A 16,742-nucleotide genomic window follows, 5' to 3' on the forward strand; every position below is an offset into this window, starting at 1 on the left:
CATCCTATTTCTTTGGTGAAAATGAAAAGCTATAATACTTTTGGGAAACCATAACATTAGTAGGTTAAGTTTATGGTAGATTTGGGGCAAAAAGGGTGGAAGCAATTCCACCTTTTTTATTTTATTCAGATAAGTATTTACAAAACAACTTATTAGAATCACTTCGTCGAAAATATCGACCATTCATCTAAAAAATTTTTTTACTACATATAGTCGCCATACATTTACTGAACCATAACATTAGTAGGTTAAGTTTATGGTAGATTTGGGGCAAAAAAGGCGGAAGAGATTCCGCCTTTTTTATTTTCTTTTTTTTAGAGAATGGAGCCAAGAAAAAGAGTAGAGAAAAAAGAAGAAAGAGAAAAGAAAAAAACTCCACCTTCTCCTTTCCCTTTAAATTTTCCAAGTCACTTTTCACAATTTACTTTTCACTAGTTACTAATCACTCCTTTCCACCCCTTCCAACTGCAAATCCATTCATTTTATCGAAAATATTTGCCTTTCATCTAAAAAGTTTTTTTACTACGAATAGCCACCATACATTTACCGAACCATAACATTAGTAGGTTAAGTTTATGGTAGATTTGGGGCAAAAAAGGCGGAAGAGATTCCGCCTTTTTTATTTTTTTAGAAACGAGAAGAAAGATAACAGAAGCAAGACTACTACAAAATAAAAAAGACGGACAATCTTTCAATCATCCGTCTTTTCTCTTTATTCTTTACTCTTTTAGACTATTATTTGTCTAAAGCAAATCTTCTTGCTACTTCAGTCCAATTGATTACATTGAAGAAAGCTTCGATATAATCTGGTCTTCTGTTTTGGTAGTTTAAGTAGTAAGCGTGCTCCCAAACATCCATTCCTAAGATTGGAGTTCCACCGTTACCAGCAACTTCTGGCATTAATGGATTATCTTGATTTGGAGTACCTACAACTTCTAATTTTCCACCTTTTTGAACTGTTAACCAAGCCCATCCTGAACCAAATTGAGTTGCTCCAGCTTTAGCAAATTTTGCTTTAAACTCTTCGAAAGATCCGAAAGAAGATTCAATTGCAGCTAACAAATCACCAGTTGGTAATCCTCCTCCATTTGGAGACATTACTGTCCAGAATAAATTGTGGTTGTAAAAACCTCCACCATTGTTACGAACAGCTGCGTTTGATTTATCTAAGTTGATTAAGATATTTTCGATTGTTTTTCCTTCTAAATCTGTTCCTGCAATAGCAGCATTAAGATTTGTTGTATACGCGTTATGATGTTTTGAATGGTGAATTTCCATTGTACGTGCATCAATATGTGGTTCTAACGCGTCGTATGCGTAAGGTAATTGTGGTAATTCAAAAGCCATGATATTCTAATTTTTATGGTTTATAATAATTTATTCCAAATTTAGACATTTAACTTTGGAATTGAAAATACTATTTCGTTATAATTGAATTTAATTAACTGATAATTTGCATTTTTATCATGCAAACGACTGTAAATCTTTATTTTCCATTAAAAGTAGTCATTGTATTTTCTAAACCGGCGGTTCCAAAAGATTTTATGATTTCAGATGAAACTTCTAATCTTTCAGGCAATTTTGAATTTTCTTCATCGTTCCATTCGCCTAAAACATAATCGACTTGCTGGCCTTTTTTGAATTGGTCGCTGATTCCGAATCGGAAACGCGTATAATTTTGTGTATTTAAAACCAAATTAATGTTTTTAAGTCCGTTGTGGCCTCCGTCGCTTCCTTTTGGCTTGATTCGGATTGTTCCAAATGACAGATTTAAATCGTCCGTAATTACTAAAACATTCTCCAATGGAATATTTTCCTTATCCATCCAATATTTTACAGCTTTTCCGCTCAGGTTCATGTAAGTGTTTGGCTTTAAAAGAAAAAAGGTTCTTCCTTTAAATTTATATTCCGCCAAAGCTCCTAGTTTTACGGTTTCAAAAGACAAGCTTTCTTTTTTTGCTAAAAAGTCAAGCACTTTGAATCCTATATTATGTCTTGTGTTTACATATTCGGCTCCGATATTTCCTAAACCTACGATTAAGTATTTTTTCATAATGTCTTCTACGTTCTCTTCTTTTGGTGTTGATGAAAACAGTTTTGTTATCCATTTTATCATTTGGCAAAAGTAAACTTAATTAGATAATTTGGCAATTTTGTTAATTAGATAATTTCCTGTCTGTAATGGTTTAACCGCAAAGCACGCTAAGGTTTTACGCAGAGATCTCACAGAAATTAAAAAAATTTGCGCTTAAAATCTTAACCTTAAAAAAGTTCGCAAAGGTTTTACGCAAAGATAATTACCAAGAAATTCAAAATCTTAGAACCTTAGAACCTCAGCATCTTAGAACCTCCAAAAAAAAAGCCCCAATCTTTCGATTGGGGCTTTTTGTATAGAGTGAAAAAAATTATTTTTTCTTTCCTTTTGCAGGAGCTTTTGCAGCTTTTGCAGCCTCTTGAGCAGCTTTCATAGCAGCACGAGAGATTCTCACTTGACAAACAACTGTGTTGTCTGGGTGCATAATTTTGTACTCTGGTTTTCCAACTTTAGTAACATATAATTTGTTACCCATTTCAAGTGGAGTGATGTCAGCTTCAACAAAATCAGGAAGATTTGCTGGTAAAGCTTTAACTTTTAATTTACGTTGGTTCAAACGTAAAACACCTCCCGCAAGAACACCTTTAGATGTACCAACGATTTTCACAGGAACTTCCATTGTGATTTCTTTATCATCAAATAATTGGAAGAAGTCGATGTGTAAAATTTTGTCAGTTACTGGGTGAACTTGGATATCTTGCAAAATTGCATTGAATGATTTTCCTTTTCCAAGCTCAATCACAACTGTGTGTGCGTTTGGAGTGTAAACCAAGTTTTTGAACGCTGCAGCGTCTGCTGAGAAGTGTACTGCTTGATTTCCTCCGTATAACACGCAAGGAACCGCTCCAGCATTACGTAAGGCTTTAGTAGCTACTTTGCCCACGCTTTCTCTTTCTGATCCTTTAATTGTAATCGATTTCATTGTAAAAAAAATATAGTTATTAATAAATAAATTATTCTAATTTGCTGTAAGCTTTAAGCAATACGCTTTAGGCTTTTTTATGTAAAGCAAATAAGCTTACGGCCTAAAGCCTAAAGCATATTGCTTTTACATAATGAATTTTCCACTAATTGAATTGTTGTGGTGCACCATGTGCATAACTTCTGCAAATAGAGGTGCACAACTCACTACTCTAATTTTGTTTGATTCTCTCTTTAACGGAATAGAATCGGTTACGATTAATTCTGTCAATTTCGAGTTTTCGATTTTTTCATACGCACCGCCTGATAATATCGCGTGTGTACAAATTGCTCGAACGCTTAGTGCTCCTTTCTCGATCATAAGGTCTGCCGCTTTCGCTAAAGTTCCTCCTGTATCGATCATGTCGTCAACTAAGATTACGTTACGACCTTTTACTTCACCAATCAATTCCATAGTGTCGATAACGTTAGCTGCTTTTCTTTGTTTGTAACAGATTACTACATCTGATTCTAAAAACTTAGAGTAAGCATATGCTCTTTTTGAACCTCCCATGTCTGGAGATGCAATAGTTAAGTTTTCTAAATTTAAACTTTGCACGTAAGGCAAAAAGATTGTAGATGCAAATAAATGATCTACTGGTTTTTCAAAGAATCCTTGAATTTGGTCTGCATGCAGATCCATTGTCATGATTCTTGTTGCTCCTGCAGCTGTTAGTAGGTTTGCTACTAATTTAGCTCCAATTGGAACTCTTGGTTTATCTTTTCTATCCTGTCTTGCCCAACCAAAATAAGGCATAACAGCTGTAATATGTCTTGCTGATGCGCGTTTTGCAGCATCAATCATTAATAACAATTCCATCAAATTATCTGCCGATGGGAAAGTTGAACATACGATGAATACTCGTAAACCTCTAATTGATTCTTCGTAAGATGGCTGGAATTCTCCATCGCTATACGTTGACATCGTTACTTTTCCTAACGGAATTCCGTACTGCTCTGCAATTTTTTCTGCAAGATAAACACTTTGTGAACAAGCAAAAATTTTAGCTTCTGGTTCTAGGTGCGACATTATAATTTGTTGTTTTATTCCGAAGCTTTCCGTCAAATAAGCCAAACTTTTTTTGTTTTAGCCTTTTAGATGTATTTACCTCGGTTGTAGTTAGTTGTGTGTGCGTCGTTTTAACGAGCTGCAAATTTATAAAATTTATTGACACTGAAAGTAAAAAAATTAAGTATTTTTATTAGAATGTTTAATTTTATTTTTTACATTTGCACCGTGTTAAAGGAATGACATCGTTTACGACTTCATTCTATTGCGTTAAAATAATCAATTTTGATTGTTTTTTCGTCTGCTAAGCCCGGATGGCGGAATTGGTAGACGCGCTGGTCTCAAACACCTGTGGGAAACCGTGCCGGTTCGACTCCGGCTCCGGGTACTTAAAAACCTCTTCTTAACGGAAGAGGTTTTTTTATGTTTTTTTTTGAACCATATAAGAAAATATAACTGCGCGTTTAAAGCTCTTTATTTAAATGAACTTATATCACTTATATGGTGAAAACCTCACAACTCGCATTATGCAAAACTGGAAAATTGCATGAATTGGCAATAAAACACAATTGATTCGCTTTGTAATGCAACTCTAAAGCTAACTCCACTTTATCTTTATTTGTAATCGTGACTTTTGGATTTAATCGAACTTCTGTAAAACGCCCACTTCCATCTGGATTTACTTCTAATGTTGCCTCAGCGTTGTCTGAATAACTGATGACTTCTATATCGTTTTGAGAACAGACGTATAAATAGGACATCATGTGGCAGGAAACTAAACTGCTTAACAATAAATCTTCGGGATTGTATAATTCTGGATCGCCTTTGAAGGCTTTTGCTGCGGAAATGTCCAAAACGGGTTTTCCTTCAATTTGAATTTGATGGGTTTTGCTGTAGAATCTTTTGGAAGATTGAACCGAGTTTTGTTTAAAAATCCAATCTAATTGGACTTTGAATAGATGTTTAAATCCCATAAATTATTTGATTATTGTACTGATTCTATTTTCTCAATAAACCATTTGCCACCTATCCTTTTTAAGGAATATTTATAACCTCCAGATATAGGCAGAACAAACTTCACCTCGGAATTAAACTCATCCTTTTGACTTACAGTATATTTACTTTTATCAATATTCAGTAGATCTTCCTCAAATGCTTCTTGAGTAAGAAAGAAATGATCATAATCAAAACCATAAGGAGGTCCGTCATTTTCTGGGTTCTCTTTGTAATATTGATCCGCTTCTAAAAACAATTTTTCTTCATTTTTAAGAAGGTTATCAGTTAAAAAACCACTTTTTTTCAATTCCGAAATATATTTTTCGGCTTCTTTAAAATCTACATAATAATTTTCTGCCTCCTCATTCTCTTTCTCATCCATTGGTCCTCCACCAATAACATCAAATTTACCCAGCATATCCATGTTTTTAATATACCATTTCATAAAGTCTTTAACTAATGCTATTTGTTCCTTGCTATCATTCGATAAATCCGATTTTTTGTCTGAATCTGATTTATCAATTGAATTGTTTTCCGACTGGCTTTTATCTTTATTTTGACAGCTGTGAAGAAATAAAATGGAGAATAAAATATAAATAATTTTTCTTTTCATTTTGCAATTTTTCAGTTTCCTAAGATGAATTAAGCTTGCTAAGTTAATCTTTTAACAGTAGTGAAATAAATTAAAAAATTATTCCTTTATAAAAACAAAAAACCTCGAAAGCCGACACTTTCGAGGTTTTTCAGAGAATTAGAACTAACTAAACAAATTCTAAAGATTATTTTTGAACCGAAAATTTAAAAGTAGTTTTCGTTTTATAATTTTCTCCCGGGTTTAAAACCGTTGTTGGAAAGTTTTTCTGGTTTGGAGAATCTGGATAATGTTCTGTTTCTAGACACAATCCTGTTCTGTGCGCGTAAGTTCCTCCGTTTGGCATTGGCAACGTTCCGTCAAGGAAATTTCCAGAGTAGAACTGAATTCCAGGTTCGTCTGATGTCATTTCCATAATTCTTCCGCTTGCTGCATGGTATACTTTTGCAATGATTGTTTTTCCTTTTTCAGGATTGTTCAACACCCAGCAGTGATCGTAACCTTTTCCTCTTTCTAATTGCTCATTTTTAGCATTAATGTCTTTTCCAATTAATTTTGGAGTTCTGAAATCGAAAGGAGTTCCCGCTACATCATCTAATTTTCCTGTCGGAATTAAGGTCGCGTCTACTGGAACTAATTTGTCTGCATTTAAAGTCAATTCGTGATCTAAGATTGTTTTTGTAAAATCTCCAGATAAATTGAAGTATGAATGCTGTGTTAAATTAACAACCGTTTTTTTGTCTGTAGTTGCTTCGTAAAGCACTTCTAACTGATTGTCATTTGTCAATGTATACGTTACAATAACTTTCAAGTTTCCTGGATAACCTTCTTCCATATCTTTACTTAAGTAAGACAATTTTAAAGAAGCTGTTTCACCAGATTTAACCTCATCGGCTTTCCAAACCACGTTGAAATATCCTTGCGGACCTCCGTGTAAAGCATTTGGAGCGTTGTTAATTGCCAATTGATATTCTTTTCCGTCAAGCGAAAATTTACCTTTTGCAATTCGGTTTCCGTATCTTCCGATTAAAGCTCCAAAAAATGGATTTTCTTTTTCGTATTGTGCCAAATTACTGAATCCGATTACTACATTTTCAGAAACACCTGCTTTATTAGGCACTTTCAAATCTGTAATCCTTCCTCCAAAAGTGATGATGTCAACTTCCATCCCATTTTGGTTTTTCAGTTTATAGCTCTCTACTTTTTCGCCTTTGGCAGTAGTTCCGTATTCTGATTTATCGATTGTAACTAATGCTTTTTCATCAGTGGCAACTTTTTCTGTATCGGCTTTTTTATCGCCTTTACACTGAACTGAAACTGCAGCCAAACTTAAAAGGCCGATTCCGAAAACACAACGTTTTAATGCATTCATAAATGATATTTTTTTGGTTTGTAAAAGTTAGATGTTAGATATAAAATGTCAGATGTGAAATTTAATCATTTTATAAATGTAAAAATCACCTTTTTAATTTTTTTCACATTTCACATCTAACAAATTACGTTTTACTGCCTTATAGTCCGTGTTGGAATAAGTGAAAATATGCTTCGTTGGCATTAATTTTATCTTTAAACTCTCTTACAGTTGTTTTCTCATCAATTACCAATAATTCGATTCCAGCGATGTCTGCGAAATCTTCCATATATTCTGTTGTGATTGACTGGCTGTAAACCGTGTGGTGCGCTCCACCAGCTAAAATCCAAGCTGTTGCCGCAACCTCTAAATTTGGTTTACAATCCCAAAGAACGCGAGCAACTGGAAGTTTTGGTAATTCTGCCATTGGTTTAACTGCTTCAACTTCGTTTACAATTAAACGGAAACGAGTTCCCATATCAACCAAAGAAACGTTGATTGCATCACCTGCAGGCGAATTGAATACTAAACGCGCTGGATCTTCTTTTCCTCCAATTCCTAATGGATGCACTTCGCAAGAAGGTTTCCCGTCAGCAATAGATGGACAAATTTCCAACATGTGAGAACCTAAAACATATGATTTTTGTGGTGTGAAGTGGTACGTATAATCTTCCATGAAAGAAGTTCCACCTTCCAAACCAACACACATTACTTTTAAAGCTCTTACCATTGCAGCGGTTTTCCAGTCTCCTTCTCCACCAAAACCATAACCATCGGCCATTAATCTTTGTGTTGCGATTCCTGGTAATTGTTTCCAAACTCCAAGGTTTTCAAATGTATCTGTAAAAGCGCCAAATCCTCCTTCTTCAAGGAAAGCTCTTAATCCTAATTCGATTTTTGCTGCTTCAACTAATGAACTTCTTTGTGCTCCGCCTTCTTTTAAAGAATCCGTTAAGTTATAAGAAGACTCATAAACTGCTAACAAATCAGCTAATTGTTTGTCTGTTACTTTTTCTATATGTTTTGTAACGTCTGAAGAATCGTATCCGTTTACAGACATTCCGAAACGAATTTGAGCTTCAACTTTATCACCTTCTGTAACAGCAACCTCACGCATATTATCTCCAATACGAGCTACTTTCAAGTTTTGAAGTTCATCCCATCCTAAGACAACTCTTGACCAGATTCCCAATTGTTTTTGAACTCTTTGGTCTTCCCAGTGACCTACAATTACTTTACGTTTTTTACGCAAGCGAGACATAATGAAACCAAATTCACGATCTCCGTGAGCCGATTGATTCAAGTTCATGAAATCCATATCGATGCTTCCCCACGGAATTTCAGCGTTGTATTGCGTATGTAAGTGGCATAACGGTTTTTTAAGGATATTTAATCCACCAATCCACATTTTTGCTGGTGAGAAAGTATGCATCCAAGCAATAATTCCGATACAGTTTTTCTCAGAATTTGCCGCCAAACATACATCTAAAATTTGTGAAGGCGATTTTACCACATCTTTGTAAACCACTTTTACCGGAATTGAAGATGAAGCGTCTAATCCTTTTGCAATAATTTGAGAATGTTCTGCTACTTTTCTAAGTGTTTCTTCACCGTATAATTCTTGGCTTCCTACTACAAACCATACTTCTTTTTGAGAAATGTCTATCATTGTTTTTTATTTTGTTTCAAGTTTTCTTTGTTTCAGGTTTGCTTCGCCTATTCGAGCAGAGCTCTCGAGTCAAGTTTGAAATGCGGAAAATCTTTGTTATATATTGTTTTTATTATTTTGTTTCAAGTTTCAGGTTTCACGTTCCAACAACTTGAAACTTTAAACCTGAAACAAAAATTTTTACTGTCCGTAGTACGAATCTTTTCCGTGTTTACGGTTGTAATGTTTCTTTATTAATGAATCTTTTAATCTTGGTGCGTTTGGGTTTATTTGTAAAGTCAGATAAGCCATTTCTGCCACCACTTCTAAAACTTTACTGTTGTAAACCGCTTTTGCCGCATTTTTTCCCCATGCAAACGGACCGTGATTTCCAATTAAAATCATTTCTACTTCTTCATAAGAAAGATTTTTTTCTTTGAAGCAATCCAAAATCTGAATTCCAGTATTGTGCTCGTAGTTTCCTTCAATTAAAGAATCTGCCATCGGGGGCGCACACGGAATGTCAGCCGTTAAGTGATCTGCATGAGTTGTTCCGAAAATCGGAATATCTTGCTGCGCTTGTGCCCAAGCCACAGAATACGTTGCGTGCGTATGAGCCACTCCGCCTATATTTGGCCAGTTTTTATACAAATATGCATGCGTTTTTGTGTCTGAAGACGGACGCATTGTCCCTTCAATAACGTTATTGTCAAAATCGACAATAACGATATCTTCAGGTTTTAAATCTTCGTAAGGAACACCGCTTGGCTTAATGGCAAAAACACCATTTTTTCTGTCAACAGCGCTTACATTTCCGAAAGTATAGACCACCAAATTCAATGCATTCAACTGCATGTTGGCTTCGTAACATTCTTGTTTTAAATCTTTATAAAGAGAACTCATTTTGAGAAATTTTAATAGTTGGATCTGCAAAAGCACTTAATTGTTCGTACCCCACAAGCAATTTATTATAAGCTGCTACTTGATCTAATTGTGGGAAATATTCTCCGTCAAAATCACTTCCGATTTTTTGGCTTGCTTCAATAACGTTTGGATAAATTCCGGCTGCCACTGCTGCATAAATTGCCGCACCTAAAGCAGGAGTTTGGTCTGAAGCTGCCACTTTAATTGGCTTGTTTAAAACGTTAGCCAAAGTCTGCATGATGAAAGGCGATTTACGAGCAACACCACCGATTCCGATAACGCTGTCGATTTTTACACCTTCTTCTTCAAAACGGTCTACAATTTTCTTCGCTCCAAAACAGATTGCGTTTACTAAAGCTTTGAAAATATGAGGTGCTTTTGTTCCTAAAGATAAATTTGAAATCGCGCTTTTCACTTCTTGATTTGCATCTGGAGTTCTTCTTCCGTTAATCCAATCTAAAGCAATTGGAAGACTTTCAGAAACTGGAATTTTCTCTGCTTCTTTTGTTAATTCAACAATTAATTTATCGCTGAATTCTTCTCTTAATTGTTCTTTTTGAGCATCATTTAAAGTTGATGAAGAAGCTAATAAATGTTCAGTCGGCCACATTAGCAATTCTTTGTACCAAGCCAATAAATCACCAAAAGCAGATTGTCCTGCTTCCAAACCTATAAATCCTGGAATTACAGATCCGTCAACTTGACCGCAGATTCCACGAACCGTTTTTGTTCCCACTTCTTCATAAGAACCAACTAGAATATCGCAAGTTGAAGTTCCCATAACACGAACTAAAGTATTCTCTTCGATTTTAGCTCCAACTGCACCAGAATGCGCGTCGAAAGTTCCAACAGCTACAACAGTTTCTGTAGAAAGTCCTAAACGATCTGCCCATTCTTTGCTCAATTTTCCAGCAACTAAATCTGAAGTATAAGTTTCATCATATAAATTGCCACGTAAAGTCGCTAAATACGGATGTAATTTTTCTAAGAATTCAACTGGTGGTAATCCGTTCCAGTCTGCGTGCCACATGGCTTTGTGACCAGCTGCGCAACGGCTTCTTTTGAATGTTTTTAAATCTTTATCTTCAATTAACAAATACGTCATTAAATCGCAGTGCTCCATCCAGGTGTGTGCTGCATTTCTAACCGCTTCGTCTTGTCTTGCAATGTGAAGAATTTTTGCCCAAAACCATTCCGAAGAATAAATTCCTCCAACGTATTTTGTCACGTCTTCTCCGCCCCAGCTAACTGCCAGTTCGTTGATTTCGTTTGCTTCATTTATAGAAGTGTGGTCTTTCCATAAAACCATCATCGCATTTGGGTTTTCTTCAAAACCTTTTGTCAATGCTAATGGCGTTCCATCTGCTGTAACTGGAACTGGAGAAGATCCAGTTGTGTCGATACAAATTCCGCGAACCAATGAAGGATCCACTTTACTTTCTTTTACAACATTTTGAATCGTGATTTCCAATCCTTCAATATGATCCAAAGGATGTTGGCGAAATTGATTTATAGAGGCGTCACAATATTGCTTGTTTTTCCATCTTTTATAATGAGAAACGTTCGATGCCAGCTCTTGCCCATTTTCAGTGTCTATTAGCACCGCTCGAACAGAATCTGTTCCGTAGTCCAATCCTATTACGTAATTTTTCATTCTAAATTTGTTTTGTTGTTGACAAATATAAATATAATTAATTTATAAGTGTATAAAAAACACTTAATAAAAACTGGCTTCTTGATTTTTACAAATAATGCATCAAAATCAAGTATTTTGAATCCAAAAAATCAATAAACGTGTGATTTACACTTATTATCTTACGATTATTTCATCTTAATTTTCAAAACCGTAACAGAGTAAGGCGCAAAATCATACTGAACTTTGCTTCCGCTTACTTTAAATTCGCTTTCTTTTGGGCTAATTTTAGTTGGCGCTTCAAAAGAATTCTCATCATTTATGCCATCTCCTTTCAATGTAACTGCCGTTCCTTTTGCCTCCAATTTTGCTCCTTTTAAGTCGATAGAAACGTTTTGAGATGAAGCCGATGTATTTACAATTTTCAAGATTACTTCTTTTGTATTTACATCTTTTACAGCCGATGCAAACAAATCATTTTGACCAATTACTGCTTTTCCATCTTTTGTAATGTTAATCAAATCGGTTCCTTTATTATTTGAGAATAATTTCTGCACATAATAATTTGGAGTTCCGTACGACTGCAAATTGTTGAACCAAATCATATCTGGCGTCCACTGCCAACCGTCAACGTGCGCTAATAAAGGTGCGTAAGATGTCAAATGCACCACCTCAGCATTACGCTCCATTCCCGTCATAAATGCTGCTTCAGAGAACGCACATTCCCAGTTGTTTTTATTCTCCGGACTTGCAATTGCTACACTTTGTGCTGCATATTCGCCTGCGAAAATTTTTGGTCCTTTACGGTCATAATTGTCATAACGCGTTACATTTTTACGGAACCAAGCTGGATCTTTGTAATAATGCTCGTCAACGATTTCAGCATTTAGGCTTTTAAGTTCTTTCATGCCGTAATCAAAATAATCTCCGTCAGGGAATGGTCCTGTTCCAGAAACAATCGTAATGTTTGGATATTTTGCTTTAATTGCTTTTTGGAAAACTTTGAAACGCTCAATATAATCTGGTCCCCATTGCTCATTTCCAACTCCGATAAGTTTTAAATTGAATGGTTTTGGATGTCCCATATCTGATCTTAATTTACCCCAAGCTGTTGTAGCATCGCCATTTGCAAATTCGATCAAATCCAAAGCATCCTGCACATACGGATCGATTTGGTCCATCGGAACTAATTCTCCAGTGTTAAATTGGCACGCCATTCCACAGCTTAAAATTGGAAGCGGAGAAGCTCCAATGTCTTCAGCAAGCTGGAAATATTCAAAAAATCCTAAACCAAAACTCTGGAAATAATCTGGTGCTGGTCTGTGTTTGAATTCCATGTTCCAACGGTTAACCGCTGTTTCTCTGTCTTCAACATTTCCAACTGATTTTTTCCATTGGTAACGCTCTGCCAAAGTTCTTCCTTCAACAATGCATCCTCCAGGAAAACGCAAAAATCCAGGTTTTAAATCGTATAATAATTGTACTAAATCGGCACGCATTCCGTTCTTTCTTCCTTTCCAAGTATCCTCAGGAAAAAGCGAAATATTGTCTAAATCGATCACTCCATTTCCTTCAAAAGTAATTTTCAATTTTCCTTTTGCTTCCGTTGCAGAAGATGTCAATTGAGCCGTATAATTTGACCAATCTTTAGAAGTTGGAACGATTGAAGTTTCGCCCAAAACTTTGTTGTTTTTATCAATAAATTGGAATTTAATTTTTGAAATATTTCCAGAAATTTTAGATGCTTTCAAAGATAAATTGTATTTCAAATCTTTTTTAAGCCCCATTCCTCTAAAGCCTTCATTAATCAACTCATAACCGTTTGCGTCATTAATTGTAACTCTGCAATAATTATGATTTGTCCCTTTTTGAGAATACTGAATCACATTTGCAATTCCTGATTGTGTGTTTAATTTATGACGGTCGCTGTTTGGCTCATTCCATCCCATCATTGGAAACTGGAATTCGAAAGATCTGTTTTTGATCATTTCGGCATACAAACCTCCATCGGCTGCAAAATTGATATCTTCAAAAAACACTCCGTACATTGTAGGTTCGATTTTGGTTACTGTTTTTGCAACATCAACCTGAAGATTATTTTTTTGTGCCGATGCATAAATGCCGTTCAGCAATAAACCGCAAAGGGTAATTTTTGTAATTAAATTGGACTTCATTTTTTATTTATTTAAATGTGTTTTGGCACGCGAATGACGCGGATAAAACGGGTTTTTAATTTTTGTTTTTCACTTTTGGCTTTAATTTAAACACATAGAATCATAGTATCCGTTGTCTAAAAAAGGCATTTCATTTTTTAAAATTCACATAGCTATGTGTTCAAATTTTATTTCTCGCAGATTCCGCAGATTGAGCAGATTTATTTTATTTTATTTTTTCATTCAAAATATAAAATCTTGCCTCTTACTTCTTTCTTCTATTTTCTATTGTCTCTATTTATAATCCAACCAAACTTTCATTTTTCCTACGCCACGATTCGACCAAGAATAATATGGAATGGCTTTGAATTTTGAATTTTCGATCACATTAACGCCTTGCAAAAGATTTGCCTCTTTTTTCACTTTGAAAGTATCTGAAGCCGAAACATCTATTTTGTCAAAATTGGTTTTGTTGTCGATTTCTTCAACAGCGTAAACGATTGGACCGTACTCAAGAGAAACTTTGTTTTTATTCGTTTCAACTTTAGAATTCGTCTCAACTTCCTGAACTTCCATTGGGAAATTAAGTGCGATTTTGTCGCCTTTTTTCCAATTTCTATTGATGGTAAAATAGCCGTCTTGTTGCTGCATTGCTACCGCTTCTCCATTTATTGTAATTGAGGCTTTTTGAGTTGAGGCTTTTTTGTAAGTGTATAAATCCCCTGGCAAAACTTCATTTCTAGCCCAGCCCGGAACGCGTAGTTTGATCGTAAATTGGCCTTCTTTTTTAGGATTAACCGAGATTCCAACTTTTCCATTCCAAGGATAAGAAGTTTGTTGCGAAATCTGTAAATCTGTTTTTCCTAATTTGAAAGCCGAATTATTTGAGGCATATAAATTTACGTATAAAACATCATTTGTTTTGGAATAAATTAATCCTGGAATTGACGGAATAAAACGAATCAAATTCGTTGGACAACAAGAACAATCAAACCAAGCCTGGCGCGTGCAAGAACCTCTATTTGATTTATAAACGCCATCGGCTTCTAAGGCGTTTGGATAAAAGAATTGTTTTCCGTCAAGCGAAATCCCCGAAATTAATCCGTTGTACATCGTTCTTTCGATCACATCAAAATATTCCGATTTTCCGTATAAACTATGCAGTCTGTGGTTCCAATACACGTCACCAATTGCGGCGCAAGTTTCGTTGTAAGCGGTTAAGTTTGGCAATTCGTAATTGGCTCCAAAAGCTTCTCCGTCATGTCTTGAACCAATTCCGCCCGTGATGTACATTTTTTTGTTCACCATATTATTCCACAAATTATTTACGGCATTTTCATATGATTTATCTTTTGTCATCGCAGCAATATCGGTCATTCCAGCGTACATGTAAACCGCACGAACAGCATGACCAACAGCTTCATTTTGCTGAATTACCGGCATATGATCTTGTGCATATTCGCCATATAATTTATGATTGTTTGGATTTCCGCGATTGTCTAAAAAGTATTTAGCCAATTTTAGATAATCTTCTTTTCCTGTAATTTGATACAATTTGATTAAACCCGTTTCAATAATCTGATGCCCCGGAACTCCTTTTACCTGACCCGGACCATCTCCAAAAGTCTTCACAAACAAATCGGCATTTTTGATGGCAATGTCAAGGAAATTTCTTTTTCCAGTTGCTTCGTAATGTACCACAGCGGCTTCGATTAAATGTCCTGCGTTATAACATTCATGACTAATTTGAAGCGATTCCCAACGCTTTCCTTCGATAACTGGAACCCAGGTTGCTGGCGGTTTTGCCGGATTTATAGTTCTCCAAGTCGTCAAATATCCATCGGCTTCTTGGCCAATTTTTACGATTGCAATAAGTGAATCCAGAACTTTTTCTAATTTAGGATTTGGAGCACTGATCAAAGTATTCGAAGCGCCTTCAATGATTTTGTAAACGTCTGTATCATCAAAAGGCATTTCTCCTCTAACGGTTCCAGTTTTTTGTTTTCCTGCAATCAAGAAATTCTCAAAACGGCCTTCTTCACTACATTTTTGGATGGCATATTGAATAGTGATTTCCTGTACTCTTTTGATAATTGGCAACCAAAAAGAATCTGTCAGTTTTACATTTTGAATGTTCACAGGCTCGATTTGATAACCTGCTTTTAAAACTGAGGTTTTATCACTTGGCTGTACCGAATTGTTTTTGGTTTCTTTACACGAAGCCAAAATCAAAAGCGACATGAAAATCGTTAAAATTGGTAAATTGTATTTCTTCATTTTAATTGGATATTCTATTTTAAAATGGGCCACAAATTGGCATCCCATTGCATTTCTTTAACTACTAATCTTGGTGTTCCGTTGGTCTTTTTTTCATAAGCGTGGTAGAAAATATAATCTTTCCCATCAAACGTATAAGCGCTGTTATGGCCCACGCCAAAGTAATTCTCGTCGCCTTGAACTACTATGCTTCCTCCGCCTTCTGTTAACAATTTTCCATCTTTATCGACATAAGGTCCGGTTGCATTTTTAGATCTTCCAACGACAACTTTATAGGTGCTTTTTTCTCCGCGGCAACATAAATCCCAAGAAAGAAATTGGTAGTAATAACCGTTTTTCTTAAAAATAAAAGGAGCTTCCAATGCTGCGTCTCCTGGGTCAGAATCGGCTAGTTCAAAACTTCTTTTGCGTTTAGAAATCGTATGCCATTCTTGAGGCTGTGCAATCGATTTTAAATCGGGATTTAATTTTACCATTTTTAGTCCTTCCCAAAAAGAACCAAAAGCCAGCCAAGGCGTATTGTTTTCATCAAAAACCAAATTCGGATCAATGGCATTCCACATATCGCGGTTTGGCTGCGACTGAATGACAATTCCTTGATCAACCCATTTGTAATTTTTATCATTTGGATCTAATGTTGTATTAGTCGCAACGCCAATCGCCGAAGTGTTTTTGGCGAAAGCCGAAACCGAATAATACAGATAATAAACATTGTTGTGGAATGAAATATCTGGCGCCCAAATATGATTTTTAAAATCGGCCGCAACGCCATCTGCCCAAACTGGTTTTGCTGCGAAAACCTGAGGTTGTTTGTCCCATTTTTTCAAATCTTTTGAACTGAAAACGCTGATTCCGTTTCCAGTGCAATACAAATAATACGTGTCTTTTTGTTTGATCACAACGGGATCGTGAACTACAATTTCTTGCGCTGTCATAACTGACGCTGTTAGCATCAAGAAGGCTGAAATTATGTGTTTTATATTTTTGTAAATCATATAAGTGATATAAGTAAATTTAAGTTTAGACCTCAACTGAAAACTTTCATAAGATCATATAAAGAACCGTTGAAAACTTCGGTGTCTTCGACTTCGCTCAGACTGACAT

General features: G+C 35.6%; 13 protein-coding genes and 1 tRNA gene. 1 reads left to right on the forward strand and 13 read right to left on the reverse strand.

All coding sequences use genetic code 11. The features are described 5' to 3' along the window. Positions 1-735 precede the first annotated feature (735 nt). The 4 genes from AAYQ19_RS11555 to AAYQ19_RS11570 form a co-directional block, all read right to left on the reverse strand. Complete coding sequence (locus tag AAYQ19_RS11555; protein WP_343536426.1) at positions 736-1,347, reverse strand: superoxide dismutase; 612 nt, start codon at positions 1,345-1,347, stop codon at positions 736-738. Positions 1,348-1,486: 139 nt separating this feature from the next. Continuing rightward, on the reverse strand, positions 1,487-2,116 hold the full coding sequence (pth, locus tag AAYQ19_RS11560) for an aminoacyl-tRNA hydrolase (RefSeq protein WP_343536428.1): 630 nt from the start codon (positions 2,114-2,116) through the stop codon (positions 1,487-1,489). Positions 2,117-2,405: 289 nt separating this feature from the next. Beyond that, the gene (locus AAYQ19_RS11565; RefSeq protein ID WP_343536429.1) at positions 2,406-3,017 is read right to left on the reverse strand and encodes a 50S ribosomal protein L25/general stress protein Ctc; all 612 of its coding nucleotides are present in this window, start codon (positions 3,015-3,017) and stop codon (positions 2,406-2,408) included. Positions 3,018-3,143: 126 nt separating this feature from the next. Beyond that, positions 3,144-4,085 carry a ribose-phosphate pyrophosphokinase gene (locus AAYQ19_RS11570; RefSeq protein ID WP_343536430.1) on the reverse strand — a complete coding sequence of 314 codons (942 nt, stop codon included), beginning with the start codon at positions 4,083-4,085 and terminating at the stop codon, positions 3,144-3,146. Between the two features lie 287 nt (positions 4,086-4,372). On the opposite strand from AAYQ19_RS11570, the gene AAYQ19_RS11575 reads away from it, so the two are divergent. Further along, positions 4,373-4,452, forward strand: a tRNA-Leu gene (locus AAYQ19_RS11575). Between the two features lie 109 nt (positions 4,453-4,561). On the opposite strand, the gene AAYQ19_RS11580 is transcribed toward AAYQ19_RS11575, so the two are convergent. The 9 genes from AAYQ19_RS11580 to AAYQ19_RS11620 all read right to left on the reverse strand — a co-directional run bounded on the left by AAYQ19_RS11580 (position 4,562) and on the right by AAYQ19_RS11620 (position 16,573). Then, positions 4,562-5,038 (reverse strand): OsmC family protein, encoded by a 477-nt coding sequence (locus AAYQ19_RS11580; protein ID WP_343536432.1) that lies wholly within the window; start codon positions 5,036-5,038, stop codon positions 4,562-4,564. Positions 5,039-5,049: 11 nt separating this feature from the next. Then, the gene (locus AAYQ19_RS11585) at positions 5,050-5,673 is read right to left on the reverse strand and encodes a hypothetical protein (protein WP_343536434.1); all 624 of its coding nucleotides are present in this window, start codon (positions 5,671-5,673) and stop codon (positions 5,050-5,052) included. A 166-nt stretch (positions 5,674-5,839) separates the two neighbouring features. Beyond that, the gene (locus AAYQ19_RS11590) at positions 5,840-7,024 is read right to left on the reverse strand and encodes an aldose epimerase family protein (RefSeq protein WP_343536436.1); all 1,185 of its coding nucleotides are present in this window, start codon (positions 7,022-7,024) and stop codon (positions 5,840-5,842) included. A 139-nt stretch (positions 7,025-7,163) separates the two neighbouring features. After that, entirely contained in the window at positions 7,164-8,672 is a 1,509-nt protein-coding gene (araA, locus tag AAYQ19_RS11595; RefSeq protein WP_343536437.1) for an L-arabinose isomerase, read from the reverse strand. A gap of 180 nt (positions 8,673-8,852) precedes the next feature. Next, on the reverse strand, positions 8,853-9,554 hold the full coding sequence (locus AAYQ19_RS11600) for an L-ribulose-5-phosphate 4-epimerase (RefSeq protein WP_213258554.1): 702 nt from the start codon (positions 9,552-9,554) through the stop codon (positions 8,853-8,855). Continuing rightward, positions 9,538-11,229 (reverse strand): ribulokinase, encoded by a 1,692-nt coding sequence (locus AAYQ19_RS11605; RefSeq protein WP_343536438.1) that lies wholly within the window; start codon positions 11,227-11,229, stop codon positions 9,538-9,540. The genes AAYQ19_RS11600 and AAYQ19_RS11605 overlap by 17 nt, the downstream gene beginning before the upstream one ends. Before the next feature lie 167 nt (positions 11,230-11,396). Beyond that, positions 11,397-13,382 carry an alpha-L-arabinofuranosidase family protein gene (locus AAYQ19_RS11610; RefSeq protein ID WP_343536440.1) on the reverse strand — a complete coding sequence of 662 codons (1,986 nt, stop codon included), beginning with the start codon at positions 13,380-13,382 and terminating at the stop codon, positions 11,397-11,399. Between the two features lie 273 nt (positions 13,383-13,655). Then, positions 13,656-15,638 (reverse strand): glycoside hydrolase family 127 protein, encoded by a 1,983-nt coding sequence (locus AAYQ19_RS11615; RefSeq protein WP_343536442.1) that lies wholly within the window; start codon positions 15,636-15,638, stop codon positions 13,656-13,658. Positions 15,639-15,652: 14 nt separating this feature from the next. Continuing rightward, positions 15,653-16,573 (reverse strand): arabinan endo-1,5-alpha-L-arabinosidase, encoded by a 921-nt coding sequence (locus tag AAYQ19_RS11620; protein WP_343536444.1) that lies wholly within the window; start codon positions 16,571-16,573, stop codon positions 15,653-15,655. Positions 16,574-16,742: the final 169 nt, after the last annotated feature.

Origin of the sequence: Flavobacterium mesophilum, from assembly GCF_039581405.1 — a bacterium.
Classification (GTDB): domain Bacteria; phylum Bacteroidota; class Bacteroidia; order Flavobacteriales; family Flavobacteriaceae; genus Flavobacterium.

Bases quoted from the DNA above. Each gene is read 5' to 3' on its own strand.
- AAYQ19_RS11620 (WP_343536444.1), bottom strand. From the start codon at position 16,573: ATGACAGCGCAAGAAATTGTAGTTCACGATCCCGTTGTGATCAAACAA.
- AAYQ19_RS11615 (WP_343536442.1), bottom strand. From the start codon at position 15,638: ATGAAGAAATACAATTTACCAATTTTAACGATTTTCATGTCGCTTTTG.
- AAYQ19_RS11585 (WP_343536434.1), bottom strand. From the start codon at position 5,673: ATGAAAAGAAAAATTATTTATATTTTATTCTCCATTTTATTTCTTCAC.
- AAYQ19_RS11600 (WP_213258554.1), bottom strand. From the start codon at position 9,554: ATGAGTTCTCTTTATAAAGATTTAAAACAAGAATGTTACGAAGCCAAC.
- AAYQ19_RS11565 (WP_343536429.1), bottom strand. From the start codon at position 3,017: ATGAAATCGATTACAATTAAAGGATCAGAAAGAGAAAGCGTGGGCAAA.
- pth (WP_343536428.1), bottom strand. From the start codon at position 2,116: ATGATAAAATGGATAACAAAACTGTTTTCATCAACACCAAAAGAAGAG.
- AAYQ19_RS11570 (WP_343536430.1), bottom strand. From the start codon at position 4,085: ATGTCGCACCTAGAACCAGAAGCTAAAATTTTTGCTTGTTCACAAAGT.
- AAYQ19_RS11590 (WP_343536436.1), bottom strand. From the start codon at position 7,024: ATGAATGCATTAAAACGTTGTGTTTTCGGAATCGGCCTTTTAAGTTTG.
- araA (WP_343536437.1), bottom strand. From the start codon at position 8,672: ATGATAGACATTTCTCAAAAAGAAGTATGGTTTGTAGTAGGAAGCCAA.
- AAYQ19_RS11605 (WP_343536438.1), bottom strand. From the start codon at position 11,229: ATGAAAAATTACGTAATAGGATTGGACTACGGAACAGATTCTGTTCGA.
- AAYQ19_RS11555 (WP_343536426.1), bottom strand. From the start codon at position 1,347: ATGGCTTTTGAATTACCACAATTACCTTACGCATACGACGCGTTAGAA.
- AAYQ19_RS11610 (WP_343536440.1), bottom strand. From the start codon at position 13,382: ATGAAGTCCAATTTAATTACAAAAATTACCCTTTGCGGTTTATTGCTG.
- AAYQ19_RS11580 (WP_343536432.1), bottom strand. From the start codon at position 5,038: ATGGGATTTAAACATCTATTCAAAGTCCAATTAGATTGGATTTTTAAA.